Origin of the sequence: Pantoea alhagi, assembly GCF_002101395.1 — a bacterium.
GTDB classification, from domain to species: domain Bacteria; phylum Pseudomonadota; class Gammaproteobacteria; order Enterobacterales; family Enterobacteriaceae; genus Mixta; species Mixta alhagi.
In genome coordinates this window covers 520,159-543,260 of the sequence record NZ_CP019706.1, presented here as the reverse complement: position 1 = coordinate 543,260, position 23,102 = coordinate 520,159, and the positions used below count along the sequence as shown (strand labels likewise).

At 50.3% G+C, this 23,102-nt stretch carries 20 protein-coding genes and 6 pseudogenes; 19 read left to right on the top strand and 7 right to left on the bottom strand.

Annotated features, from left to right (window positions below; genetic code table 11):
* The first annotated feature begins 214 nt into the window (after positions 1–214).
* From B1H58_RS02540 to B1H58_RS02515, 6 genes are read left to right on the top strand one after another with little or no spacing between them, the layout of a single operon-like run.
* Complete coding sequence (locus B1H58_RS02540; RefSeq protein WP_084969919.1) at positions 215–481, top strand: helix-turn-helix transcriptional regulator; 267 nt, start codon at positions 215–217, stop codon at positions 479–481.
* Complete coding sequence (locus B1H58_RS02535) at positions 478–696, top strand: hypothetical protein (protein WP_085067831.1); 219 nt, start codon at positions 478–480, stop codon at positions 694–696. Before B1H58_RS02540 ends, B1H58_RS02535 begins: the two co-directional genes overlap by 4 nt.
* 7 nt (positions 697–703) lie before the next feature.
* The gene (locus B1H58_RS02530; protein ID WP_085067830.1) at positions 704–1,132 is read left to right on the top strand and encodes an ash family protein; all 429 of its coding nucleotides are present in this window, start codon (positions 704–706) and stop codon (positions 1,130–1,132) included.
* Positions 1,129–1,353: a hypothetical protein gene (locus B1H58_RS02525; RefSeq protein ID WP_085067829.1), complete on the top strand. Its 225-nt coding sequence runs from the start codon at positions 1,129–1,131 to the stop codon at positions 1,351–1,353. The genes B1H58_RS02530 and B1H58_RS02525 overlap by 4 nt, the downstream gene beginning before the upstream one ends.
* Positions 1,350–1,673 (top strand): DUF5375 family protein, encoded by a 324-nt coding sequence (locus tag B1H58_RS02520; RefSeq protein WP_085067828.1) that lies wholly within the window; start codon positions 1,350–1,352, stop codon positions 1,671–1,673. Before B1H58_RS02525 ends, B1H58_RS02520 begins: the two co-directional genes overlap by 4 nt.
* A 13-nt stretch (positions 1,674–1,686) precedes the next feature.
* Positions 1,687–4,020, top strand: coding sequence for a phage/plasmid primase, P4 family (locus B1H58_RS02515; RefSeq protein ID WP_085067827.1), 2,334 nt, complete (start codon positions 1,687–1,689; stop codon positions 4,018–4,020).
* A 315-nt stretch (positions 4,021–4,335) separates the two neighbouring features.
* Here B1H58_RS02515 and B1H58_RS20935 read toward each other — a convergent pair.
* Both B1H58_RS20935 and B1H58_RS02510 read right to left on the bottom strand, forming a co-directional pair.
* Positions 4,336–4,458, bottom strand: a pseudogene (locus tag B1H58_RS20935) (integrase); the annotation flags it as partial.
* 95 nt (positions 4,459–4,553) lie between these two features.
* A pseudogene (locus B1H58_RS02510) lies at positions 4,554–5,117 on the bottom strand (single-stranded DNA-binding protein).
* Between the two features lie 169 nt (positions 5,118–5,286).
* Here B1H58_RS02510 and B1H58_RS02505 point away from each other — a divergent pair.
* The 10 genes and pseudogenes from B1H58_RS02505 to B1H58_RS02460 all read left to right on the top strand — a co-directional run.
* Positions 5,287–5,538, top strand: a pseudogene (locus B1H58_RS02505) (phage tail termination protein); the annotation flags it as partial.
* A gap of 112 nt (positions 5,539–5,650) precedes the next feature.
* On the top strand, positions 5,651–5,980 hold the full coding sequence (locus tag B1H58_RS02500; protein ID WP_085067825.1) for a hypothetical protein: 330 nt from the start codon (positions 5,651–5,653) through the stop codon (positions 5,978–5,980).
* Positions 5,981–6,066: 86 nt separating this feature from the next.
* On the top strand, positions 6,067–6,819 hold the full coding sequence (locus tag B1H58_RS02495) for an Ig-like domain-containing protein (protein WP_085067824.1): 753 nt from the start codon (positions 6,067–6,069) through the stop codon (positions 6,817–6,819).
* A 52-nt stretch (positions 6,820–6,871) separates the two neighbouring features.
* Entirely contained in the window at positions 6,872–7,546 is a 675-nt protein-coding gene (locus tag B1H58_RS02490) for a DUF6246 family protein (RefSeq protein ID WP_085067823.1), read from the top strand.
* A gap of 84 nt (positions 7,547–7,630) precedes the next feature.
* Positions 7,631–8,011, top strand: coding sequence for a hypothetical protein (locus B1H58_RS02485; RefSeq protein WP_157130139.1), 381 nt, complete (start codon positions 7,631–7,633; stop codon positions 8,009–8,011).
* 57 nt (positions 8,012–8,068) lie between these two features.
* Complete coding sequence (locus tag B1H58_RS02480; RefSeq protein ID WP_085067821.1) at positions 8,069–8,251, top strand: hypothetical protein; 183 nt, start codon at positions 8,069–8,071, stop codon at positions 8,249–8,251.
* A pseudogene (locus B1H58_RS02475) lies at positions 8,248–9,366 on the top strand (DUF927 domain-containing protein); the annotation flags it as partial. The gene B1H58_RS02480 and the pseudogene B1H58_RS02475, both read left to right, overlap by 4 nt.
* A 368-nt stretch (positions 9,367–9,734) precedes the next feature.
* Positions 9,735–10,454 (top strand): hypothetical protein, encoded by a 720-nt coding sequence (locus B1H58_RS02470; protein WP_085067819.1) that lies wholly within the window; start codon positions 9,735–9,737, stop codon positions 10,452–10,454.
* Positions 10,451–10,699, top strand: a complete 249-nt coding sequence (locus tag B1H58_RS02465; protein WP_085067818.1) for an ogr/Delta-like zinc finger family protein — start codon at positions 10,451–10,453, stop codon at positions 10,697–10,699. Before B1H58_RS02470 ends, B1H58_RS02465 begins: the two co-directional genes overlap by 4 nt.
* A 281-nt stretch (positions 10,700–10,980) precedes the next feature.
* Complete coding sequence (locus B1H58_RS02460) at positions 10,981–13,797, top strand: AAA family ATPase (protein WP_167373278.1); 2,817 nt, start codon at positions 10,981–10,983, stop codon at positions 13,795–13,797.
* A gap of 826 nt (positions 13,798–14,623) precedes the next feature.
* Here B1H58_RS02460 and B1H58_RS02455 read toward each other — a convergent pair.
* From B1H58_RS02455 to vapB, 4 genes and pseudogenes are all read right to left on the bottom strand, one after another.
* Positions 14,624–15,735, bottom strand: a protein-coding gene (locus B1H58_RS02455; RefSeq protein WP_157130138.1) for an IS3 family transposase whose coding sequence is annotated in 2 segments (ribosomal slippage) — positions 14,624–15,474 and positions 15,474–15,735 — 1,113 coding nt in all. Because the reading frame shifts where the segments join, the coding sequence is not laid out codon by codon here.
* A 169-nt stretch (positions 15,736–15,904) separates the two neighbouring features.
* A pseudogene (locus B1H58_RS02450) lies at positions 15,905–17,062 on the bottom strand (IS3 family transposase).
* 629 nt (positions 17,063–17,691) lie between these two features.
* On the bottom strand, positions 17,692–18,108 hold the full coding sequence (locus B1H58_RS02440) for a type II toxin-antitoxin system VapC family toxin (RefSeq protein ID WP_085067816.1): 417 nt from the start codon (positions 18,106–18,108) through the stop codon (positions 17,692–17,694).
* Positions 18,105–18,335 carry a type II toxin-antitoxin system VapB family antitoxin gene (vapB, locus tag B1H58_RS02435; RefSeq protein WP_085067815.1) on the bottom strand — a complete coding sequence of 77 codons (231 nt, stop codon included), beginning with the start codon at positions 18,333–18,335 and terminating at the stop codon, positions 18,105–18,107. Before vapB ends, B1H58_RS02440 begins: the two co-directional genes overlap by 4 nt.
* Positions 18,336–18,593: 258 nt before the next feature.
* Between vapB and B1H58_RS02430 the strand changes: the two are divergent.
* Together B1H58_RS02430 and B1H58_RS02425 are read left to right on the top strand one after the other, a co-directional pair.
* A pseudogene (locus B1H58_RS02430) lies at positions 18,594–18,923 on the top strand (RidA family protein); the annotation flags it as partial.
* A gap of 79 nt (positions 18,924–19,002) precedes the next feature.
* Complete coding sequence (locus B1H58_RS02425; protein ID WP_085067814.1) at positions 19,003–19,497, top strand: 2-thiouracil desulfurase family protein; 495 nt, start codon at positions 19,003–19,005, stop codon at positions 19,495–19,497.
* A 227-nt stretch (positions 19,498–19,724) separates the two neighbouring features.
* On the opposite strand, the gene lysC is transcribed toward B1H58_RS02425, so the two are convergent.
* A complete protein-coding gene (gene lysC / locus B1H58_RS02420; protein ID WP_085067813.1) occupies positions 19,725–21,086 on the bottom strand; it encodes a lysine-sensitive aspartokinase 3 in 1,362 nt (453 codons plus the stop codon).
* 627 nt (positions 21,087–21,713) lie between these two features.
* On the opposite strand from lysC, the gene B1H58_RS02415 reads away from it, so the two are divergent.
* Positions 21,714–23,099 (top strand): diaminobutyrate--2-oxoglutarate transaminase, encoded by a 1,386-nt coding sequence (locus B1H58_RS02415; protein WP_085067812.1) that lies wholly within the window; start codon positions 21,714–21,716, stop codon positions 23,097–23,099.
* Positions 23,100–23,102: the final 3 nt, after the last annotated feature.

The window sequence follows — 23,102 nt, the reverse complement described above, 5'->3', positions numbered from 1 at the left end:
TTATAAATTCCTTGCAAAAACATATACGACACTATTTGTCATTATATGTAAAACCCTGAAAGACCGTGCGAAACCCGTGCTTTGTCAGGCATTTTGTGAGAGCCGCCACACGAATTTCACTTGTTGATTCCGCCAAAAATATACTCAGAATAAAGAGCTACCCGACGCCGGACACGTTCGTCCGGCCCTGTATGGAATAAACAAGAGGTAGCCCATGCACAGCACGTTATCCGCACATTCTTCCGCTCCGGCGGCCCCGGTTATGCCCGCAACGATGCCGGTACAGGAGCGCTTTATGCGCCTGCCGGAAGTGATCCACGTCTGCGGCCTGTCCCGCTCGACCATTTATGACCTTATCAGCCGCGACGCCTTCCCGGCCCAGATTTCCCTGGGCGGCAAGAACGTGGCATGGCTTGCCAGCGAGGTAAGCGCCTGGATGAACGAACGCATCGCCGCACGCGGTCAGGAGCGTGCCGCATGATTATGCTGACCATTGGCGGTAAAACACATGACCTGTCCGTAGCCGACGCGAAGCAGCTGGCGCTGGCGATTGCCGCTGAGGTGGACGAGCCGGGGCAGGCACGACGCTTTCGCGGCACTGATACCGCCTTTTGCGTGCAAAGCGCGAGCACGGCGCCTGTAAAAACTGACCTGCAGACGTTTTCCCGCGCCGGTATCACCCTCACCGACTGCTGAGGCTCACATGCTGTTTTTTCCTGCTTTCCCCGGCTTGCGTGCCGGGGCCTTTCCCTGGTACAGTATTTCCGCTGCCGCAAAATCGGCAGCCGGGCGTGGAAACCCGAGCAAAACAAAGGCGACACCAGACGCGCCATGCGTCTTTTTTTGTGTCTGTGCCCTGATGCACCCATTTTTCGGGCGGCGGTTCTGTTTCCGCTGTGCCGTCTGCGTAATGGTGGCCCGGGCGGGGCAGCTTTCGGGCTGGCCGGTTTCCTTTGTTGCCGGTATTTCCACCCCCGTCCGGGCTGCCACCCTTGAGCGTGGAAACTCTGGTGGTAGCTGTAACAAGCTAACAAAGGAGTTTGCCGCTATGGCTACGGTCCTTAATTCCCCGCATCCTCAATTCTTCCTGGTCTTCACCGCCCATCTTCCGGTCCAGGAGGCGCGCGCATGAACCACATCCTGATTTCGTATTCAGACCTGCTGCGCCTGGAGCATCTGCGTAACGCCGGGCGCTTTGTCAGCGACATGACAGCCCTTCAGGACTGCCACGAACAGCCGCAGCCGCTTCAGCACGCCCAGCTGGCCTCACTGATGTTTCTCATCACTGAACAACTCGACGCTGTGGTGACGCGCTGCCATGACGGCGTGATGAATGAAGAGGTGAAGCCATGAATACCCATACCCTTTCACCTGACCTGCGCGCTGCGCTTTCCCGCCGGGCGGTGGCCTGTGCCTGGCTTTCCCTGTGCCGCAGACAGCAGCGCTATCCCATGCTGACGCTGACACGCCTGGAGCGGGCGATTGAAAACGAGCTGGAAGGCTTTTACCTGCGCCAGCATGGCCGGGTGCGCGGGCAGGAGATTGCCTGCGCGCTGCTGGATGATTTGCTGGCCGCCGGGCCGCTGAAGTCAGCCCCGAGCCTGAGCTTTCTGGGTCAGGTGGTGATGGACGAGCTGAGCGGGCGTCTGGAAAGCACGCCGCTGCTGCACTGAGGAGAAAATCATAATGAAAATGACCGTATCAGATGCGGCAAAAGCCGCCCGGGGCCACTGGCCCCGCATTCTGCCCGCGCTGGGCCTGAACGTGGTGAAGAACCGTCATATGCCGTGCCCGGTATGCGGCGGCACCGACCGCTTCCGCTTTGACGACCAGGAAGGGCGCGGCACCTGGCTCTGTAACCAGTGCGGAGCCGGTGACGGCATGGACCTGGTGAAAAAGGCGCTGCGTATTAACCTGACCGAGGCCGCCGCACGCGTGAACGGCCTCACCGGCAACCTGCCGCCGGTGGATGATACTGCCGCTGCCCCTGCTGACGCCGAAGATGATGAAGCGGCGCGTGAGGCTGCCGCCGCGCTGGCCCAGCAACTGCTAAGCAGCGCCCGTGAAGCCGCCGGTAATCCTTACCTGTCACGCAAGGGCTGGCCGCAGCAGCCCTGTCTGACGCTGACGAAGCCGCAGAAGATAGCGATAACCACTTACCGCCCCGGCGACATGGTGGTGCCGCTGCACGATATGAATGGTCAGCTGGTTAACGTGCAGCTGATTAACGCGGAGGGCGTCAAGCGCACCCTGAAGGGCGGGCAGGTTAAAGGAGCCTGCCACGTTCTTGCCAGTTGCACACCGGCAAAACGCATCTGGCTGACCGAGGGATACGCCACCGGCCTGACGGTGCATAACCTGACCGGCGATGAAGTGTGGGTTGCCCTGTCGTCCTCTAATTTTCTTTCCCTGGCTGGCCTGGTGCGGGAGAAACACGCCACGCTGCCGCTGCTGATTGCAGCCGACCGGGACCTGAACGGCGACGGCCAGAGGAAGGCGCAGAAGGCCGCTGAAGCCTGCAACGCCACGGTGGCGCTGCCGCCGGTGTTTGGTGACTGGAACGACGCGTATATGCAGCACGGCGAAGCGGCCACCCGGCAGGCCCTGCGTGAGGCCGCCGCACCGCCTGCGGCCAGTCCGTTTGACGTGATGAGCGAGGCGGAGTTTACCGCCATGAGCGCCAGCGAGAAGGCGGAGCGCGTGGCAGAGCATTACCGCAGCAACCTTGCCGTGGACGCCAGCGGAGAAATCCTCTGTCGCTACGAGGCGGGCGCCTGGAAAGTCATTTCCGGCAACCAGTTCGGGCGCGACGTGGCGAAGCTGTTTCAGTGCCTGCGTGCGCCGTTTTCGGCAGGCAAAATTGCAGGCGTGGTGGACACGCTGAAGCTGATGCTGCCGCAGCAGGCCGCGCCACAGCGTCAGCTTATCGGCTTTCGCAACGGCGTACTTGATACCCGCAACGGCCTCTTCAGTCCGCACCGCCGGGAAAACTGGCTGCGCACCGTCAGCGACGTGGACTATACCCGCCCGGTGGAGGGCGAGACGCTGGAGCGCCACGCGCCGTACTTCTGGCAGTGGCTGGACCGTGCCGCCGGGTGTAACGCTGAGAAACGCGACATCATTCTGGCCGCGCTGTTTATGGTGCTGGCGAACCGCTACGACTGGCAGCTGTTTCTGGAGGTGACCGGTCCCGGCGGCAGCGGCAAAAGCATTATGTCAGATATCGCCACTATGCTGGCCGGTGCGGATAATGCCACCTCCGCGACCATCGAGACGCTGGAGTCGTCACGCGAGCGCGCATCTGTTATCGGCTATTCGCTGATTATTCTGCCGGACCAGGAGAAGTGGAGCGGCGACGGCGCGGGCCTCAAGGCGATTACCGGCGGTGATGCGGTGTCCGTGGACCCGAAGTACAAAGACGCCTACTCCACGCACATCCCGGCGGTGATTCTGGCCGTGAACAACAACCCGATGCGCTTTACCGACCGCAGCGGGGGCGTGTCACGCCGCCGGGTGATCCTGCACTTCCCGGAAATCATCCCGGCGAACGAGCGCGACCCGCAGCTGAAGGAAAAGATACAGGGCGAGCTGGCCGTTATCGTGCGCCAGCTGATGCAGCGCTTCAGTGACCCGCAGGATGCCCGCAGGCTGCTTCAGTCGCAGCAGAACTCCGGCGAGGCAATGCGTATCAAGCGTGACGCCGACCCGATGGTGGACTTCTGCGGCTACCTGTTTGCCACCGCAGAGCCGACCGGCCTGCACATGGGCAACGCCAGCATCCGCCCGTTACAGCCACGCCGCTACCTCTATCACGCCTATCTGGCCTACATGGAGGCTAACGGCTACCGCAACCCGCTGAGCATGAAGTCATTCAGCCAGGCGCTGGAAAGCATCCTGCGTGAGTACGGCCTGAACTACCTGAAGCGCCGCACAAAGACAGGCATACAGACCAACCTCGACCTGACGGATGAAAGCAGCACTGACTGGCTGCCGAAGTGTGACGAACCGGCAGCAGCCTGACTACCAGAACCGGCGAAAGCCGGTTTTTTTACGCCCATAGTTCATCCGGGGTGAAGGGTATACGTCACCCTTCACTCATGTATCACCAAATAACTTTCTGATATATAATAATAAAGTTCATGGGTGAACAGTGTGAAGTATTCATCGCTAAATCTTTTTTCTTTATGCTAAACGGTGTTGAACGAAAATTGAACGAAAGCGTGGTTGTGTATAGGAGTGTGTATAGTTTTGTTTTTTGATTCATAAAAAACATTTAAAAACATATGGTTAAGTCATTTATTTGAATCCTATTATCGCACCAGTTAAATCAAATAGTTACCCTCCATCAGTACCATCCCGTAACTCCATGTGGGAAAGATTTGGGACAATCCGCCCGAAAATCGCGTCAATTTGCTTCGCGTGTTCGGTCAGATGACTTGGTGCCAGGTGCGCATAACGCCAACAAGCACTTCCTGCCTGCGGCGTTCTATATCCTTCAGGCGTGACAATTCCGCCCCGGCTTGAGGTGATTGCATGGTGTGGCGCCTTATTGATTAGATGCTGTGGATAGCGTGAGAGGGGTATTGCAGGCCGATGTAGGCGAACGGGATGTCATCATCGAAGTCCGTTGGTGGCTCATTACCAACTGGAGGCGCAGACTGTTAGCGCTGTAGTTGTTGCTGCGCCTGTTGCATGCCGCCCGCTTGATTAGACTGAGTCGGACGTTGCTGCTGTGGCTGGCCTGATTGTCCATTACCTTCCTGCCGGCCGCCGAGCATCTGCATGGTTCCGCCCACGTTCACATGAATTTCCGTGGTGTAGCGCTCCTGTCCGCTCTGGTCTTGCCATTTGCGAGTTGCAAGCTTGCCTTCGATGTAGATTTACGAGCCTTTCCGCGGATATTCACCCGCATCTTCCGCCAGCTTGCCGAACAGCACTAGCACTACGCGGTGCCACTCCGTTTTCTCTTTAGTTTCTCCGCTCTGTTTGTCGCGCCAGCTTTCAGAGGTGGCCAGAGCGATGCTTGCTACTGCATCGCCGTTCGGCATGTATCTGACTTCAGGGTCTTTACCTAAATTTCCGACCAGGATTACTTTGTTTACGCCTTTGCTAGCCATTTATGCCGCCTGTTTAAGTTCTTTAATTCGAATGCCAGTAACATTCTTGCACTTTTCCTGATGCTCAGGGAATCCATTCAGGCTTTTCCATGCCTCTGCGTATTTCTTTTGCAGACTCTTGCTGTCAGTTTCTGTTCCTGCTTACTGCGTGAATTCGGAAAGTAACTGGTCGGCTGGCTCGGCTATTCGTAACCAGCTTGGCTCGGAGTATTACGTGCTGCTTGATGTCATCGGTGCCAAAGGCGGAAACGGTGTAGTAGATGAGCGCGTACAGGCCATTGTTAATTACGTCCAGCAAAACCCCATGACCGATGATTGCGTCGGCTATCTCGAAAACCTTGGCGGAATACCCGCGCCAGTTCTCACAACCGAAGGCAGGCTTGTCTATCGGCTTCATTTTGCCGCAATTTTTGGAGAATAAAGGTTTTAATTTCAATTAAGGCAAAGTAAAAACTTTATTGCACCCGTCATATTTGACCCATGCAAAAAGACTGCTATGATTCCTCTTGTCCTAACATTTGAGAGAAAAGACAATGAGTTATTATGTTGCTGGTAGCTTCGCAGATCTTTATGAAACCGATTTAGGTGGTCGTTTATGGCAGTTTTTAACTGAGGGCGATAATTTTATTCGAATGGAAACTGCCTCATACCTTTCACGCCCAGCTCTCGAACCATTACAACCTTTTCTTATTGAAGAATTTGGAAGTGAAGTACTGAACGATAAAAACAACAGATTGAAGCAGATGATGGGACATATGGTTAGGCAAATTATGGAGCACCACGGCTACAAGCTTGATCAAACCGACCAAAAGCTACGCAATAACGATTTGTTTTCAAGAGCTTCGCGTTATACGAAATTATAAATAACGTTTTACTACCGCTTATAACCGCGTCCATGAAAAACCACCTTAGGGTGGTTTTTTTGTTTCTATCAAAGAGGAATTTAAACATGGCTAATTGCCAGAACAGCAACGAACGTTTGTTCGGTGGCGCCGTTGTGCTTGAAGTTGCCGATGGTTGCCCTGACGTTGTACCACTTGAATCAGAATGGAAAGCGCTTGCTGCCGGCACGTCAAAGGGCTTTGATTTCAGCCCAAACACTGTTACCAGCGATGCTGATGATGGTGGTGGTTATGTTGAAAGCATTATTACCAACGCGGATTTCACTATCAGTTTCGAAGGTGAAGTACGCAAACGCGACAAGCTGGACCAGCACGGTATTGGCCGCTTTATCAAATACTTTGCCGGTGAGCTTTCTGCACGCCGCCAGCTGGGTATCTGGGTGCGCATGGAGTATGGTCCTGTGACATTCCGGGGCTATATGAACGTGACAGCACTCAGCTCTGACGGGGGCACTAATGACATCGTGTCATTCTCTACGGAGTTCAAAGTAGGAGACTCCAGCACTATTCAGGTTATCGACACTGAAGAAACTGTCCCGGTGACGGGCGTAACGGTAACACCAACCAGCGGCTCTGTTGCTGTAGGTGACACAACCACCTTCACTGTTAATATCGCCCCTGCAGACGCTACTGATAAGACCTTCACTGTGCAGTCGTCCGATACATCCGTAGCTACCGCTGCATTAAGTGGCACCACGGTTACCGTAACCGGTGTTGCCGAGAGTTCTGCGACCATCACGGTAACGACCACCGATGGCTCATTCACTGCACCCTATGCAGCTACGGTTACTGCTCCGTAACCATTCCAAAGGTCGGTTGCGGCCGACCTTGATAATGATTATGGAGAGCATGATGACCCCGGTAAAAGAGATTGGCGAGTGCCTGATTACTGTGGGCGATGAAGATTATTTCTTTCGCCCATCCTTTCTGAATATGAAGCGCATAGGCGACCCGCAGGAGATTGTGCAGGCATTCTATTATTTGCATAACGATGAGGTTACGCCACTGCTTCAAAAAGCTTTGAAGGCGTATGGTGTAGTCCCTGAATGGCTCCTTCGCTACATGGGGCGGCCACAATTCGCAAAGCAAACCATCTATGCGGCAATGAACGTCATGCAGGCCTGCTGTGAACGTGATGTTTCTGCTCTGACTGGTGAACTAGTGCCGGGGAAAAGCGGCAAATGGGGCATGGTGTACCGCAAAGGTAAGGTGCCGATGCAGAATCTGGTGCTGATTGCTCAGTCGCTGATAACACACGGCATTATCGGGAAAGCGAAGGTGCGCCAGCTACAGCGCCATGAAACCGGCAAGGCAACAACTGAGTTTAATGCTTTCGAGTACATCAATGCCGCTCGCAACCACTTCGGAATGAGTCGTCAGGAAGCCGAGCAGCTTAGCATGACTGAATTCCAGATGCTGTTAGCTGCTAAATACCCTAACCAAAAGGGATTCACGCAGGAAGAGTATGACCAAGTTGCAAATGATTACCTTGCCAAAAAGGCGAAGCGGCTCGCAAAGGCTGATTGAATTCGCAGTGTGATGGTTCTTGCTTCACATTGCATAAGATTCCATTTAGGATAAATCCGAATAATTTACTGCTTGGGTGAAGGGATGATGAAGAAGATAGCTATTTCTGGCTTATTTTTGCTGATGTTAAGTGGGTGCGCAGCTAAAGAGGACCCTGCGCTGGTGGCGGCCGCTAATGCGCCATTGGTATGCGAAGGAAAATCTCAGTGTGATTTATATTGGCAGAAGGCCCAAGCATGGCTTGCTACTCATTCAGCATGGAAAATACAGACCGCCAATGACACTGTAATTAATACATACAATCCTGCACCTAACGCAGCCACTTTGGGTTATCAATTGGTCAAAAACCCAATGGGTGGTGATCGTTATGAAATCATAGTGCAAACGTCATGTGGAAACATGTTTGGTTGTATCCCATCAGCGCCGCAGCAAACAGCGGCCCTTAAATCGTATGTTAAGAGCTGAAATAAAAGATTAAAAACAACCCGCTACGGCGGGTTTTTTATTGCCTGGAGAAAGTGAATGGCGGGTCAAGAGAATGTAGGCAGCATTGTCTATGAAGTGGATATGGAACTTGCGCCCCTCATTCAGGGAAACCAGTCTGCAAACAGGGCAATAGGTCAGTTGGAAGGCATGGCTGATCGCGCCGGTAAAACATTAAAGGGCTGGATACGCAGCTTACATCTACGGCAAAAGCAGTTATAGACGGCGGCGGCTACTACCTCAAGGGCGAATCCTCCGACGGCAAAACCACCACCATGAAGGCGGCCACCTCGGTATGCGGCGGCCCGGACTACTGGCAGACTTGGCGGGCCACTGGTAACTCGCTGGAAGGCTCCGCCAGCCGTCGTAACGACGCGGCGATGATGCTCGATGAAATCCGCGAGGTGGACGGACGCGAGGCGGGCAACATTGCCTACATGCTGGCAAACGGCCAGGGCAAGGGGCGGGCCGGAACGGACGGCGAGCTGCGCACCCGCAAGCAGTGGCGGCTCTTGTTCCTCTCCACGGGCGAGCTGTCGCTGACGGAGCACGCCGCAAAGGCGGGCGGGCGCACCTTTGCCGGGATGGAGGTCAGGATGATACAGATACCCAGCGACTCCGGTAAGTTCGGCGTATTTGAAGAGCTGCACGGCTTCGAGAGCGGCAAGGCGTTGGCCGAGCATCTGGAGTGGGCCACGGCCAGCTACTACGGCTCGCCGTTTCGCGAGTGGCTGAAGGCGCTGACAACCGACCTCAACGGGCTGACGGCGCAGGCAAAGGCGCTGATGAAGGAGTACACCGCCGCGCTGGCACCGCAGGACGCGGGCAATCAGGTGGGGCGTGCGGTCAACCGCTTTGCCCTTGTGGCGATGGACGGAGAGCTGGCAACGCGCATGGGTATCACCGGCTGGCCGGAGGGTGAAGCGCTGCGGGCAACGCGGGTCTGCCTGAACGCTTGGCTGAAAGACCGAGGACACACGGCCAACCAGGAAGACATGGCCGCGCTGGAGCAGGTGCGAACCTTCTTCACCGCCAATCAGTACAGCCGCTTTGCCGACTGGCACGACGAGCGCAACCGCCTCGGCAATATGGTGGGCTGGCGCAGGGTGGAAAAAGGCAACGCGGCGCAGGGCCGGGAAACGGTGACCACCTTCTACGTGATGCCGTCGGGCTGGAAGGAAATCTGCCGGGGTTTTGACCCGCGCAAGGTGGCGCGACTCTGTGCGGACAAAGGTTACCTGCTGGCGGCCAACGACGGCAAGCTACAGACCAGCATTCGCCCGCCAGAGATGAACGTGCGCAGGCTCTACGTCTTTAACAGCGAGGTGCCGGGTTAATACGCGTGAGTCTTATTTATTAAGGGTAACAGAGGTAACAGGTGTAACAACCGCGTCAGCCGGGCGCTGGCGCTGTTACACCGCATAAAAGCAAAAGGGTAACAGGTGTAACACCGCATCTGTTACCCACTGCAACCCCTGTTGTTACACATAGATATTTCCTGAAAGCCCATTTAAAACAGCGATGTAACCCGTGTTACCCCTGTTACACCCCACTGCCGACAGAGACGCAGGCAACACGCCCTTCAGAGCCTTTTTCCTGGCGGGCCATCGGGTTTGTTTGCTGAGCCATGAGCAGACGGGGAAAGCAGGCGTTGTCCGCTGGGCCACGGCAGAATACAAACATCCTTTACAGAGAGAGAATTATCATGAGCGAGAATAAAAACCCCGCCGTCATCCGCCTGACCGAAGCCAAAGCCGCCCACACGGCGCAGATGCTGAAAATCAATGACATTACGACCGCCCTTGCCCGCAGCAAAAAAGAGCGTGAGGCAGCTATTGAGAACGGGAAGGAAGCAGAAACGAACTGGCGCACCCGTTTTCGTGACCTGCGTGGAGCGATTACGCCGGAGCTTCGCGCCGAACACAGCCAGAGTATCGCCAGCCGCGAGCTGGCTGAAGAGTTTACAGGCCTGATTAAGGAGCTGGAATTCGAGCATGAGGGGGAGATGATAGCAGCCGTGCATACCGGCCGCGCTTACGTTAACGCACACAATATGGCCTTTACGCAGTATGTGGAGGGCCAGTGGGAGGCCGCCATGCGCAACGTGAGCCCAACCCTGATACGCGCCATCCGGCTGAAGCTGCTGTCGCTCAGGCTCAATGACCGTGGACGCCATACCGACCCGCAGCATGAAGAGCCGGAAGTGGTACTTGCACGTGAAGTCGGAAAACTGCTAACCAACAAGGCGGAGGACGCGCGACTGGATATGAATGCTGAGCCGGTGCTCTCGGAGATTGGCATTTATCGTCCCGCGCTGACCGGTGTGGATATGCATCTGTATAACAGCCCGGCCGCCATCCAGAGGCTGATGCAGGAGCGTAAGGAGAAGCGTGAAGTAAAGCAGCAGAAGGAGAGTCAGGCATGATGCACTGCCCGTACTGTAAAAGCCCGGCGCACGCCAAATCGAGTCGCTATATGTCCGAACAGGTTAAGGAACGTTATCATCAGTGCACCAATCTCGACTGCTCATGTGCGTTCAAGACCAGCGAGAGCATTACGAAGGTGATTACCGCACCGCCGCTGCCAGAAACCTGCCAGGCACCACCTCCAACGCCGCCTCAACGTCAACCGCATACGCTGGGACGCTATGGAAGCGCCTTCCGGCATTGACCCAAAATTCTACTCATTCCCTGCCACCCGGCGGGGATTTTTTTGAGCAATGCTAAAGATTTTCTACAAGGTGGCGAGTATAAATAGTGATGCATGCAAGAGCTGCATGGATTTGCATGCGAATAATACGTGTGAGAAGCACGAACCGGGCCAGTCCAGGCGCGGCCTGAGCTTGTACATGCACTTGCATGAAAAGCGATACATTAAGCGGGCAGGCGTGGCGGGGATAGCATTGCGCGCGGAGCATGTACTTGAAGTTAATACCTTTAAGAGAGAATGATATGGATATTTACATTGCTGATTTTATAAGAAAAAACAAAGATACGAGTAATGCTGGGTTGTCATTACTTATGTGGGCATTACTGACTAATAGAAAAAACGGAGGTAAAATTAACCAGCACCTGTCACCATTTTTAAAAAGTCAGGATAAATTATTCGGCGGATATTATCAGAGAGCTATTTCAAAATATGATAAAATACTAGGCGGTCTGCAACAAGATAATGTCAATGAAGGTGAAACTTCTGGTAAGTTGAAATCCCTGCAAGTTGCTAATTTTAGAGGTTTTACGAAAGTATCAGAAGATGATAGAGGTGTTTTCATTGATTTTAATTCTAAGGTAAATATTTTTTTCGCTCCAAACGGTGGTGGAAAAACCAGTCTTTGTGAAGCAATTGAGTATGCTACAACGAATACAATAAAAGAAGCCGAGAGGAGGAAAACCACAATAAGGAATTATATAAAAAGAGATGGCGGCGTTGTCTTAGAATTAAAGGACGCAAAAGGTAATGCGTTCAAGGCTGCTGGTAGTAATGTTTTTGGTTTTATAGATAGAAATAGGCTGCAAGAATTTTCCTTGCTAGGATCTAAGGATACAAAGTTTTCTGAGAAAGATGTGTTAGCTGCTCTTGTTGGTCTGGAAGAGTTTGATTTATTCCTAGGTAAATTTGTTAAGCCAGAAAATTTTGATATTTTACGCTATGTTAGCAAAGAACATAAGGAGGTTTATGAGAAGGCTTTAAATAACTTAAAGTTATTTAAAGATGACGTAAATAAATATAAAAAAGAAATTGAAGAGTCAATTAATAGAATGTTAAAAAATATGGGGGCAAGTAAAGTACCGTTAAGGTACGCAAGTCAGGCAGTTGATCTTTTTAGAAAGAGGATTATCAAAGAAAAAGAACATCTATATTCAAGTAGAGCAAAACTAAATGTAAGTAGGAGAGCGATAGTTTTCGATAAGGATGTTTTGAAATTAAATATCAGGTTGCTTTATAAATTCACTTCCCGCAAGGAAAATATTTCAGTAAAAAAGGAAAGATTTCAAAGGGACTTAAACTACTATGAGTTATATAGAGCTGCTCATTCAATATTTTCTTGCGGCACGGAAGATAAATGCCCGCTATGCCTTACATCGTTTGAGAAAAGTGAAGTTGACCCTGTTTCTAACGTTAATGATTGCTTGAAAAAGCTAAATAAAATAGCATATCTGGATAGGAGGGAAAAAGAGCTTGGAAGTAAAATATTAGCTATTGTAACGAAGGTGATACAAGAGTTGCGTGAATATTCTATATCTCCACTTGTGGATAATAAATATCTTAGTGAAACTAGCGCTAGTGAAATAATAAAACTCCTGGGAGAAGGGGTGTCTTCAGATTTTCATTGCGGCATAAACAGAATAGAAAAGATTTTATTTGATGAGAATACAACAAAAGCTTATCTTGAAAAAGCTGTAAAGCATAATGAAAAAATATTAGAAATTGAAAAATCTATTGCTGCCATAGAAAGCTCAATAAAAAGAATGGAATCTAAAGAAGATTTTTTAAAGGGAGAATTTTCTTCAATAAAGAAAGCGAAACAATTAAAAAGTGAATGCACTACTCGCTTATTAAATGAAATGTCAAATGTTGCGCAACTTAAATTTAATTACTTCAATGAGGAAAAATATAACGATTTTATAATTGCAATTAAGGATGAATACAACGTTCTTTATCAACTAGCCTTAGATTATAAAGTGAATTGCGAAGCGGAAATACTTAGTGGCCTGAAAGCTTCGGTGCTCGAATTTTACAACAAAATTAATTATCATGATAATGACTACGAAAAAATTGATAATATTGACTTTGAATTCAGCCAAAAGGACAGTACCTATCGTATCTTATTGAATTCAGGTGGCAGGGTTTCAGATGCCTTTATTTCTCTATCAGAAGGTCATTTGAAATCTTTGGGGCTATCTATTCTTCTGTCTCTTGCAAAGAAAAAAAATACAAAATTTATCGTCTTTGATGATGTTGTTAATGCTATAGATACGGAGCACCGATCTAATATAATTCAAGTTTTTTTGACTGACGATTTTATAAAGAAAACTCAAATAATTTTGACTACACATGACCGGTTTTTCTGGGAGATGTTTAGCAATCAGTGTAAAAAGATTGGCACAGGTGATTTTAATAGTTATGTATTGGGATGTGAAGGTAACGGTATTCACCTAATAAAAAAAGATGTTTCTTTTGAAAGTAAGATTGAAGAGAGTCTAATGTGTTACGATATAAGACAAGCGTTAATTTATTGTAGGATATGGTTTGAGTCCCTATGCTCAGAATATTGCGTCACTCAAGAGTTTGAATTGAGAGGGCGTTTTTCATCTAGACAATTTCAACAGCCAAATTATATAAAGGTCTCAATAGAGAGTATGTACGGACTAATCCTTGATACGTTCTCACTGCACTCAGAAAATATTGATATAATTAAAAATAGTTTAATTAACTGGAGCGCTCAAAATCAAGAACATCATGCTTTTAATGAAAATGGCTATAATATCGTGCATGCAAAAACAAGTAATGAAGTTAAAGTTATATTTAAAAGCATTAGAAGATTTGAAATACAAACTTGCGCTTCAAAAAAACTTTTTTGCCTAGTTAGGGATATTAAAGAGCTTTATAGAAAATTGGGTGGCTTAAATGTTAAAGTTAATTCAGATAATATTCCAGAATCTAAGAAGTTAGGATGGAGGAAAGATATTTCTCAATTGAATTCCAAAATAATAGAGCTAGAGGATTTGAGATCCTATTGTATTTTTTTACTGTTGAATACTAATTAATTCGAGCTCTCTATGTTTACTCATTAAAGCATAGAGAGTTTTATCATCTTCTTTATAAATAACATCTACGCCTTTTTTAAAGAGTTGTGTTTATATGATTAATTTAATTATGTGTGGGGCGGGTCGTTATTTAAGCAGTGTACACGGCAGTTTAAGTCATTATCTAGAAGGGGGGCATTTTTGGGGGTACTTATTGTTTTTTTATAAAAAATACAGAAAAAGCAGTAAGTTATGGAATCTAACCATTCCTATTATCGGCACCATCAACAGAAAATCCCATAAAAACAGCATTCTTTAGCATGTTTATCTAACGGTTTGTAACTTCTGTTCTAACGTCTGTTAGCACTGGTAAACGCCTTTGCGTTGTATCGGCTCAAGGATTGTACAACGTACTGGCGGGTAGTTACCAGCTCAAGCCCGAACAGCATTAGAAATTTTGCCATCCCTTGAAGCTGAAAGAGTTGCCGGACTCTCTAAACACATCACTTGAACCCTTAGCGATACGTTCCGCGCTTCGTGCGGCGCTCAATGATGCTACACGTCGAGATGACGTTGCAGAAAATAAACAGGCATAATGTTGGGAAGACTAACCGGATCGGGAAAGAATCCGGCTCTGCCACGCTTTCGATCACCGGGGTATAACGATTACCTGATAAGAGAACGTGCTAAGGCTTTATCCCCCTGCGAAGGGAGCACACCCTGCAGAAGCGCTACGCGCCGCCTTTTCTTATGTGCCCAACACGGCACGTAATGGTCATCTATTATCTGCACCATTGTAACTTTCATTGTAATGTCTCTCTGCTGTACGTTTGTAAATAGACCCGTTTTAGTTCCATGCATTTTTTGAGATCCCGGCCAGATAATGTTGTTGGCGATATTCCTCCGGTGTCATATTGTTCAGCGATTCATGCGGGCGTTCACAGTTATATTCTGATAACCATTTATCCGTGATTTCCCGCACCTCATTCAGCGTTCTGAACAGATAAAAATCGAGTATTTCTGTACGGTATGTCCGGTTAAAACGCTCAATGAAAGCGTTCTGTGTTGGCTTACCCGGCTGGATAAACTCCAGTTTTATTGCATGTTTCTCTGCCCATTCAGCCAGTGCCAGCGAGATAAATTCCGGTCCGTTATCCATGCGAAGCATGGCAGGATAGCCACGGTTTGCCGCGATCCTGTCGAGCACCCGGACCACTCGCGGGGCTGGCAGATTCAGATCGATTTCAATCGACAATGCCTCACGGTTAAAGTCATCAACGACATTGAACGTGCGAAAACGACGGCCACAGACCAGGGCATCATTCATAAAATCGACAGACCAGCTCTGGTTCAGCGCTTCCGGCGTGGCCAGCGGCGAAGGATTACGCACCGGCAGCCGTTGTTTACCCTTACGGCGAAAATTCAGCCTGAGCAGACAGTAAATACGGTGGAGCCTTTTGTGATTCCATTGATACCCCTGACGTCGCAGAACCTGATAAAGCTTCGGAAAACCGTATCGCGGGTATCGTTCAGCCGCCGCCTGCAATGCGGCAATAACGGGTTCATCACGCGTGGTATCCGGGCGGTAATGATAAACCGTTCTGCTCAGGTTCAGACTTCGGCAGGCCTGGCGAATACTGAGTCCGAATGCCGTTATCAGATGTGTTACCAGCTCACGCTTAAAGGCTGGTTTTAAAGCTTTTTTTCGATAACGTCTTTCAGAGCCCGGTTCTCAAGACTCAGGTCGGCAAACATCTGTTTGAGACGGCGGTTTTCGTCCTCAAGGTCCTTTATCTTTTTAATATCAGATGCTTCCATGCCGCCGTATTTAGACTTCCAGTTGTAGTAAGTGGTTTCAGAGATACCGGCCTCCCGGCAAACATCCTTAACAGTTCGTCCGGCTTCAACCGACTTAATCACGGCGATGATCTGATGCTCAGTAAAACGGGCTTTACGCATAGCGATCTCCTTTGTTGGCAGATTGATTATGCCGGATGATCTCTGAATGTGAATGGTACGATTATGCGGGATACTTACACGTTGAGCGCTGGCAGATTCAGCGGAGGGGATACTATGTCAAAAGCCAACAATGCAGCAGCCACGAAGCGCAACACTGTGTTTGTAGTGGTCAACAAAAACTGGTCACCGCTTTAGAGTTTTTCCAGTATCGACTTTCCGATTCGTTTGGTGGTAATCCACCGTTATATTCATGCGGCCTGAGCGTGCTGTAGTAACCCACGATGTAATCTGTGATCGCATGAGAGGCTTCACTGAAGTTCATGTATCCCATCACGGGAATCCATTCATTTTTCAGGCTCCGGAAGAACCGCTCCATTGGGCTGTTATCCCAGCAATTTCCCCGCCGACTCATGCTCTGCTTTATCCTGCAACGCCACAGTAACTGCCTGAACTGCCGGCTTGTGTTGATCGCTATGGAACATCACTCCGCCTGGCTTTCCCCGACGCTCCCAGGCCATTTCCAGCGCTTTCATAGTGAGTTTGCTGTCCGGTGAGAATGACATTGCCCAGCCCACGGGTTTTCTGGCGAACAGGTCGAGAACAACAGCAAGATATGCCCAACGTTTTCCTGTCCAGATATAAGTCACGTCGCCGCACCATACCTGGTTGGGCTCGATGACCGCGAACTGACGATCAAGGTGGTTCGGTATAGCGATGTGTTCCTGTCCACCGCGCTTATACCGGTGTGTTGGCTGCTGGCAGCTTACAAGTCCCAGCTCTTTCATGAGTTTGCCAGCAAGCCAGCGCCCCATACGGAAGCCTTTAAGTGTTGCCATAGTGGCAATGCTTCTTGCGCCCGCTGAGCCATGACTGATGCTGTGTAACTCCTGCACCTGGCTACGCAACGCTGTCCGCCTGATATCCGGTTCATCAGGACGACTTTTCCAGTATTTGTAGCTGCTACGGTGAACCCCAAACACATGGCACAGTATCGCCACGGGATAACGCGCTCTGAGCTTCCCGATTAACGAGAACTGTTCAGGGAGTCTGACATCAAGAGCGCGGTAGCCTTTTTTAATATGTCATTTTCCATTTCAATACGTTGAAGTTTTTTCTTCAGCTCACGAATTTCAATTTGTTCCGGCGTTATCGGCGAGGCTTTTGGCGTTTTGCCCTGACGTTCATCACGCAACTGTTTAACCCAGCGCGTCATGGTAGAAAGCCCTATATCCATCGCTTCAGCCGCTTCAGCAACGGTGTAATTCTGATCGACGACAAGCTGGGCTGATTCGCGTTTGAACTCTGCACTGAAATTTCTTTTTTTCATTGGGGCACCTGTATTGTTCTGAGGCGAGCATATCACCTCTGTTCAGGTGGCCAAATTCAGTAAACCACTACACCCCTTGCAGTAATCGAAGGCTCATTGTTATGATCTGATGGTCTGGCATTCCTAACACTCCGTGGTGGTTTGTTGTTTGTCGGATCGCTGTGTAGGATGTTCTCAGCATCTAGATTAGCCCCATAGATCACCAGACACTTCGCCTCTCTTAAAATAAGAGGTAGTCTTGGAACTATATTTAACACCAGTCAGAATAATAAGATGGTTGAAGTGTTATCAGGACCTGAGCGGCTTCGACGTCGTACACCGCAGGAAAAAATTGCCATTATTCAGCAAAAGCGGGACGCTGGTTAGGAAAGAGCTAAAGTGCCTGCAATATTTTACCTTTCACTTGTGGCGGCCATGGCCGCCTTTTTTATACCCGCACTCACTGTTTCCTTCAGTATGATAAATATCGGCCGACTTCAACTTGAGACTTAGCTAAACTATCGATGCCTCCTGTCTCAACAGACTGCCTTCAGGCGGCCTGGCCAGCAGTTCTTTATAGATTTGACTGTCGATTATGGCCGAATGATAAAGCTAAGTTTCAAAGAATCAATGACCCCGGATAACGAACGTCAGCGAACCCAGTCTTCCAGTGTCAGCCCCGGCACCCGCGCAAACTCCCGCACATTATTCGTGACCAGTACGGCGCCGGTGGCGATGGCATGCCCGGCAATCGCCGTGTCGTTCGGGCCTATCGGCGTACCGGCCAGCCGCAGCGCGACCCGGATGCCCGTGGTGGCGTCCACCGCAGCGCGGTCCCAGGGCAGGATGGCATCGAGGCGGGCGCAGAATGCATCGACCAACTGGATGTGGCGTGGCGAGGCCTTCGGGCCAGTGGCGCCGAAGCGCATTTCGGCGTAGGTAATGGCCGATACCACGATGCGCTGGCTGCGCAGCACCGCCTGCTCCAGGCGCTTAAGTACGGCTTCCGGCTGCTCACGCATAATGAACGAGCAGATACAGGTATCGAGCATATAAATCTTGTTCATAAATCAAAACGTCCTTCGTCGCTGACAACGTCCTCACGCTCCGCCATAAAGTCCGGATCGGCCTTTTCCAGCTGCGCGAACGAGCCCCAGGTCGGCCGGACGGGACGCAGGATGATGCTGTCCCCTTCCCGGACGATCTCCAGCTCGCTCACTCCCTCAAAATCCAGATCTCGGGGCAGACGGATGGCGCGGTTGTTGCCATTTTTGAAAATGGATACGGTTCTCATGTACTTTCTCTCCCGAGCAGATAGATGTGTGGTGCATATCCGGAATGATGTTCAGGGTACCGGGTATGCGCATATGCTTAGTATAGGCAGATGTGTTGCTTATGTATATGCCCAGCATATGTAGTTACCCAGGATATGTATATACCTGGCATATGCAGATGTAAGGCACATGGATATGTGTGGTAATGCTTACTTATCTCTTTTTCCGGTCAGATCCGAAAAAAGGCGGAACCGGATCTGCCGGTCATGATGTAATTATCGCCCTACGTCCACTCAGTAAAGCATGATAATACGCTTTATATTTCGGGATTGACTGCGTTTGGCACGGCCTCTCAAAACGCAGATATTACCGAACAGGCTGAAGAAATCCTCAGCCAAATCAGAAAAATCGCCAGCGCAGAAGGCACTGATTTTTCAGCGCTTCTTAAGGTGACCATTTTCATAACTTCTTTTGAAGAAATTAACGATCTGCGTAAGGTTCTCTACCGAAATTACGGTGATCATTTACCTGCCAGTTCTCTTGTTGAAGTCAGCCGTCTTTTTTCACCTGATCTCAAGATTGAAATTGAGGCTGTATTTGGTCTCTAATCTATTGCTTACAGCCGGGCAGCTATAGCCGTTCGGCTTTATAATCCACGCGTTCTTTTGCCCTAATTTTACGATAACGATGATAAATAAAATCCTGGTAAGCGCCTGCCTGATGGGTTTCAAAGTCCGCTATAACGGAAGTGAGAAAGCACAAATGGTTGCTCAGCTGGTGCGCTGGCAACAGGAGCAACGTCTGGTGATCCACTGCCCTGAACTGGCTGCCGGGTTGCCAATACCACGCCCCCCGGCAGAGATTGTTTCTGCTGATGGTAAAGACGTGATGCAAGAGCGAGCCAGAATAATAGAAGATACAGGGCGGGATGTGACTGAGCATTATCAGCTTGCAGCCTGGTTGGCTCTCCGCACAGCACAGGAGGCAGGTTGTACTGCTGCGTTATTAACTGACGGCAGCCCAACATGTGGTAGTCAGTTTATCTACGACGGCTCTTTTAGCGGTCAGCGTAAGTCAGGTATGGGAGTCGCGGCATCACTACTCATTGAGCATGGTATCGCGGTGTTTTCTGATACGCAGGTCGCTGAGCTTGTTGCCTGGATTGAGGAGAGGGAAAACTGAATCCCTCGTTAATGATGGGATTGTTGGATAACGTTGGTTTTCTGTATCATTGTCTTAGCTGAACGATGCCTGGCTTCTGATGAGTACTCAAGGCAAACATTTCTCGCACCGCGATATGTTACTGAATCAAAAGTAGTTCATCGAACTAGCGGCGCATGGTGGTCCGTGTCACCCCATGCGCCCACTATGTTGCCCGCGTTAACGGGCTCTGTGCGAGTCGGGCAGCGTTATTCTAACAGACCCCGGTGTAACGCTTTGACCGCGCTGTCTGCAAATTCCGCCGGAAGCAGGAAACAAAGAGTATGGCTGGACGCGCCGTGGCATATCATGCGCACCGGGTGTTTTTCCAGTTCAGCAAAAACCTCTTTGCACACCGCAGTGGCCTGAGAGAGTGCGTTGCCAATCAGCGAGACGAGCGCCAAACCGGTCTCGATTTCGACATGGCAGTGCGGCGACAGCTCGCTAAGCAACGCAGCAGGCAGCATATCCGCCTCACCTGATGTTGAACTGGTGGCATTGAGGATCAGCGCGATACTTTTTTCTGAGATGGTCACCAGATCGGTTGCTATGTCGTGACGCGACAAAATCCCAAATATTTCAGCTAAAAAGCGGTGGGTGGGTTGCGCATTAATGCTGGATAATTTTAAAAGCGTCTGCTGGCGGCGCACGGCCAGAGCTCGATAACGCGCCGGCTCCGGCACGTCGCGGCAAACCAGCGTTCCGCCCGCTGATGGATTGTTGCTGGCACCAACAAAAACCGGAATGTTTTTGCGTATTGCAGGCAGCAGCGTTGCCGGATGCAGCACTTTGGCACCAAAGGTCGCCATTTCGCTGGCTTCAGAGAACGAGATGTTATCAATACGTTTCGCCTCGGCGACAATCCGGGGATCGGTGGTATAGATCCCAGCGACATCGGTCCAGATATCCACACGTGAAGCCTGTAGCGCCTCTGCCAGCAGGGAAGCGGTATAATCACTGCCGCCGCGACCGAGCGTAGTGGTTTGCTCTGCCGTATCGCTGCCGATGAAGCCCTGTGTCACAACCAGCGCCTGTTCAATACGCGGGCGTAAATGTTTTTCTGACAGATCTGCGATAGCGTTTATCGCCGGTGCTGCACAGCCAAACGTATCATCGGTGCGAATAACTTTGCGGGCATCAAACCATTGCGTTTCCACACCCTGTTCACGCAATACTTCCACAAACAACAGGGAAGACATCAGCTCCCCATGGCTAACTAACTCATCGCACAGCGCGGCTGAACGGGAATCGACAGCTGTTTCAGCCAGGCGGCTAATATTGTCCAGCAGATGATCAATCTGCTGACTAACAGCTTCTGGCTGTTTCAGGCGTGAAATAATGTTGTACTGCAGGGCGCGCAGGGTTTCAATTTTGTCCAGCCGAATGCTGCTTTCCAGACCGGAAGCAAGTTCAACTAACAAATTAGTGACGCCTGCAGAAGCAGACAATACAACCAGACGAACGTTTTTATTAGCAAGGACGAGGGTAGCGCTACGGCTCATCGCGTCAAAGTCAGCAACACTGGTTCCGCCAAATTTGGCAACGATGATGTGTGGATAAATGCGAGTCATAACAATCTCATATCAGGGCGCCATATTCATATGGCATGAAAATTTTCATTCTCGGCATAAGGGAAGTGCTCTTCGCCTTACGAAATGTCCGCCCGCGAACATTTCTGTTTAAAACTCAGGATTCTGCTCCTGCTGTCGATAACCTGTATTGCCACTCACGGGTTACCGGGTATGATGCGCATTAATGGTTAAATAGTTATTTCCTTTTTTTCGTTTTAGGATTTTTAAGGCGGGCATAGTAAGTCAATAAATCCGCTGAATCGATATTTTCCTTAACATTTATGATAAGTCGATGGAAAGTATCACTATTTTTTTTGCGCCCTGTTGGCAGGATTAACGGCTAATAACATTATGGCAACATAAAAGGCCATAAATGTTAAAGATATGGCATTGTATACAATGCAGCCAATAATAGTTTTACACAGACCTGGTTACAATTTATACTGAGCGGATCCTATTCAAAAATAAGCTTTGTCATTGATTTTTAAAGCAAATGATATAAAAAGCCCACACAAAATATAAGATTGAGAACGCTGCTGAAAAAACATATATTAGCCGCGTTTTTTTTACCCCCCTTAAACCTTTAACCAACCCGGTGTTAAAACGACCCCAGGTTGTAGGAGAGATATGATGACGGATAAAGTCCGTATTGATTCTTTGAATGCTAATTCATTACCGCAAAGCAATGAGACCTTTTTAGCCAGACAAGCTGAGTTTGAATCCAATGTCAGAAGCTATCCACGTAAATTGCCATTAGCAATTGCTAAAGCGCAGGGCGTATGGTTAACCGATGTTGAAAATAAACAATATCTTGACTGTCTTGCGGGCGCAGGAACGCTGGCGCTGGGCCATAATCATCCTGATGTGATTCAAAGCATCCAAAGCGTCATTACCAGCGGCTTACCGTTACATACGCTTGATCTGACCACGCCATTAAAAGATGAGTTCTCCGCTTATCTGCTCTCTTTGTTGCCGGGTCAGGGGAAAGAATATTGCCTGCAATTCACCGGGCCTTCCGGCGCGGATGCCGTTGAAGCGGCGCTGAAGCTGGCTAAAAAAGTGACCGGGCGTTCTGGCGTGATCAGCTTCTCCGGCGGTTATCACGGGATGACGCATGGCGCGCTCTCGGTGACCGGTAACCTGTCGCCGAAAGAAGCGGTTAACGGCATGATGCCGGAAGTACAGTTTATGCCTTACCCGCACCAGTACCGTTGCCCGTTAGGCATCGGTGGCGAAGCCGGTGTGAAAGCGCTGACCTACTACTTTGAAAACCTGATCAACGACGTTGAAAGCGGCGTGCGTAAACCTGCTGCCGTTATCCTGGAAGCTGTGCAGGGCGAAGGTGGCGTTAACCCGGCACCGGTCGAGTGGCTGCAGCGCATCCGTAAAGTAACCCAGGAACACGGCATTCTGCTGATTCTTGACGAAGTACAGGCGGGCTTTGCCCGTACCGGCAAGCTGTTCGCCTTTGAACATGCTGGTATCGAACCGGACATCATCGTGATGTCTAAAGCGGTAGGCGGCGGTTTACCGCTGGCTGTGCTGGGCATTAAAAAACAATTTGACGCCTGGGCGCCTGGTCATCACACCGGTACGTTCCGTGGCAACCAGCTGGCGATGGCGACCGGCCTCACCACGCTTAAGATCCTGAAAGAAGAGCGCATTGCCGATAAAGTCGCTGAGAAGGGCGAGTGGCTGAAAGGCAAACTGGCTGAAATGCAAAAACGTTACCCGGTTATCGGTCACGTACGCGGTCTGGGCTTAATGATTGGTATCGAGATCGTTAAACCGCATGAAGCGCAGGATCACATGGGTTGCTACCCGGCGGACGGCGAACTCAGCGCGCTGTTGCAGAAGAAATGTTTCGAAGCGGGCCTGATCCTCGAGCGCGGCGGCCGTGGCGGTTGCGTACTGCGTCTGCTGCCGTCGCTGCTTATCAGCAATGCCGAGCTGGAGATTTTCCTCGATAAGTTTGAAACCGCGCTGCAGGGCGCTGGCGTGAAGCCTGTTTAATCG

Excerpts from the sequence above, each read along its gene's own strand:
- B1H58_RS02440 (WP_085067816.1), bottom strand. The coding sequence starts at position 18,108 with ATGAACAAGATTTATATGCTCGATACCTGTATCTGCTCGTTCATTATG.
- B1H58_RS02535 (WP_085067831.1), top strand. The coding sequence starts at position 478 with ATGATTATGCTGACCATTGGCGGTAAAACACATGACCTGTCCGTAGCC.
- B1H58_RS02520 (WP_085067828.1), top strand. The coding sequence starts at position 1,350 with ATGAATACCCATACCCTTTCACCTGACCTGCGCGCTGCGCTTTCCCGC.
- B1H58_RS02495 (WP_085067824.1), top strand. The coding sequence starts at position 6,067 with ATGGCTAATTGCCAGAACAGCAACGAACGTTTGTTCGGTGGCGCCGTT.
- B1H58_RS02465 (WP_085067818.1), top strand. The coding sequence starts at position 10,451 with ATGATGCACTGCCCGTACTGTAAAAGCCCGGCGCACGCCAAATCGAGT.
- vapB (WP_085067815.1), bottom strand. The coding sequence starts at position 18,335 with ATGAGAACCGTATCCATTTTCAAAAATGGCAACAACCGCGCCATCCGT.
- B1H58_RS02490 (WP_085067823.1), top strand. The coding sequence starts at position 6,872 with ATGACCCCGGTAAAAGAGATTGGCGAGTGCCTGATTACTGTGGGCGAT.
- B1H58_RS02470 (WP_085067819.1), top strand. The coding sequence starts at position 9,735 with ATGAGCGAGAATAAAAACCCCGCCGTCATCCGCCTGACCGAAGCCAAA.
- B1H58_RS02530 (WP_085067830.1), top strand. The coding sequence starts at position 704 with ATGCTGTTTTTTCCTGCTTTCCCCGGCTTGCGTGCCGGGGCCTTTCCC.
- B1H58_RS02425 (WP_085067814.1), top strand. The coding sequence starts at position 19,003 with ATGATAAATAAAATCCTGGTAAGCGCCTGCCTGATGGGTTTCAAAGTC.
- B1H58_RS02485 (WP_157130139.1), top strand. The coding sequence starts at position 7,631 with ATGATGAAGAAGATAGCTATTTCTGGCTTATTTTTGCTGATGTTAAGT.
- B1H58_RS02525 (WP_085067829.1), top strand. The coding sequence starts at position 1,129 with ATGAACCACATCCTGATTTCGTATTCAGACCTGCTGCGCCTGGAGCAT.
- B1H58_RS02480 (WP_085067821.1), top strand. The coding sequence starts at position 8,069 with ATGGCGGGTCAAGAGAATGTAGGCAGCATTGTCTATGAAGTGGATATG.
- B1H58_RS02415 (WP_085067812.1), top strand. The coding sequence starts at position 21,714 with ATGATGACGGATAAAGTCCGTATTGATTCTTTGAATGCTAATTCATTA.
- B1H58_RS02515 (WP_085067827.1), top strand. The coding sequence starts at position 1,687 with ATGAAAATGACCGTATCAGATGCGGCAAAAGCCGCCCGGGGCCACTGG.
- B1H58_RS02540 (WP_084969919.1), top strand. The coding sequence starts at position 215 with ATGCACAGCACGTTATCCGCACATTCTTCCGCTCCGGCGGCCCCGGTT.
- B1H58_RS02500 (WP_085067825.1), top strand. The coding sequence starts at position 5,651 with ATGAGTTATTATGTTGCTGGTAGCTTCGCAGATCTTTATGAAACCGAT.
- lysC (WP_085067813.1), bottom strand. The coding sequence starts at position 21,086 with ATGACTCGCATTTATCCACACATCATCGTTGCCAAATTTGGCGGAACC.
- B1H58_RS02460 (WP_167373278.1), top strand. The coding sequence starts at position 10,981 with ATGGATATTTACATTGCTGATTTTATAAGAAAAAACAAAGATACGAGT.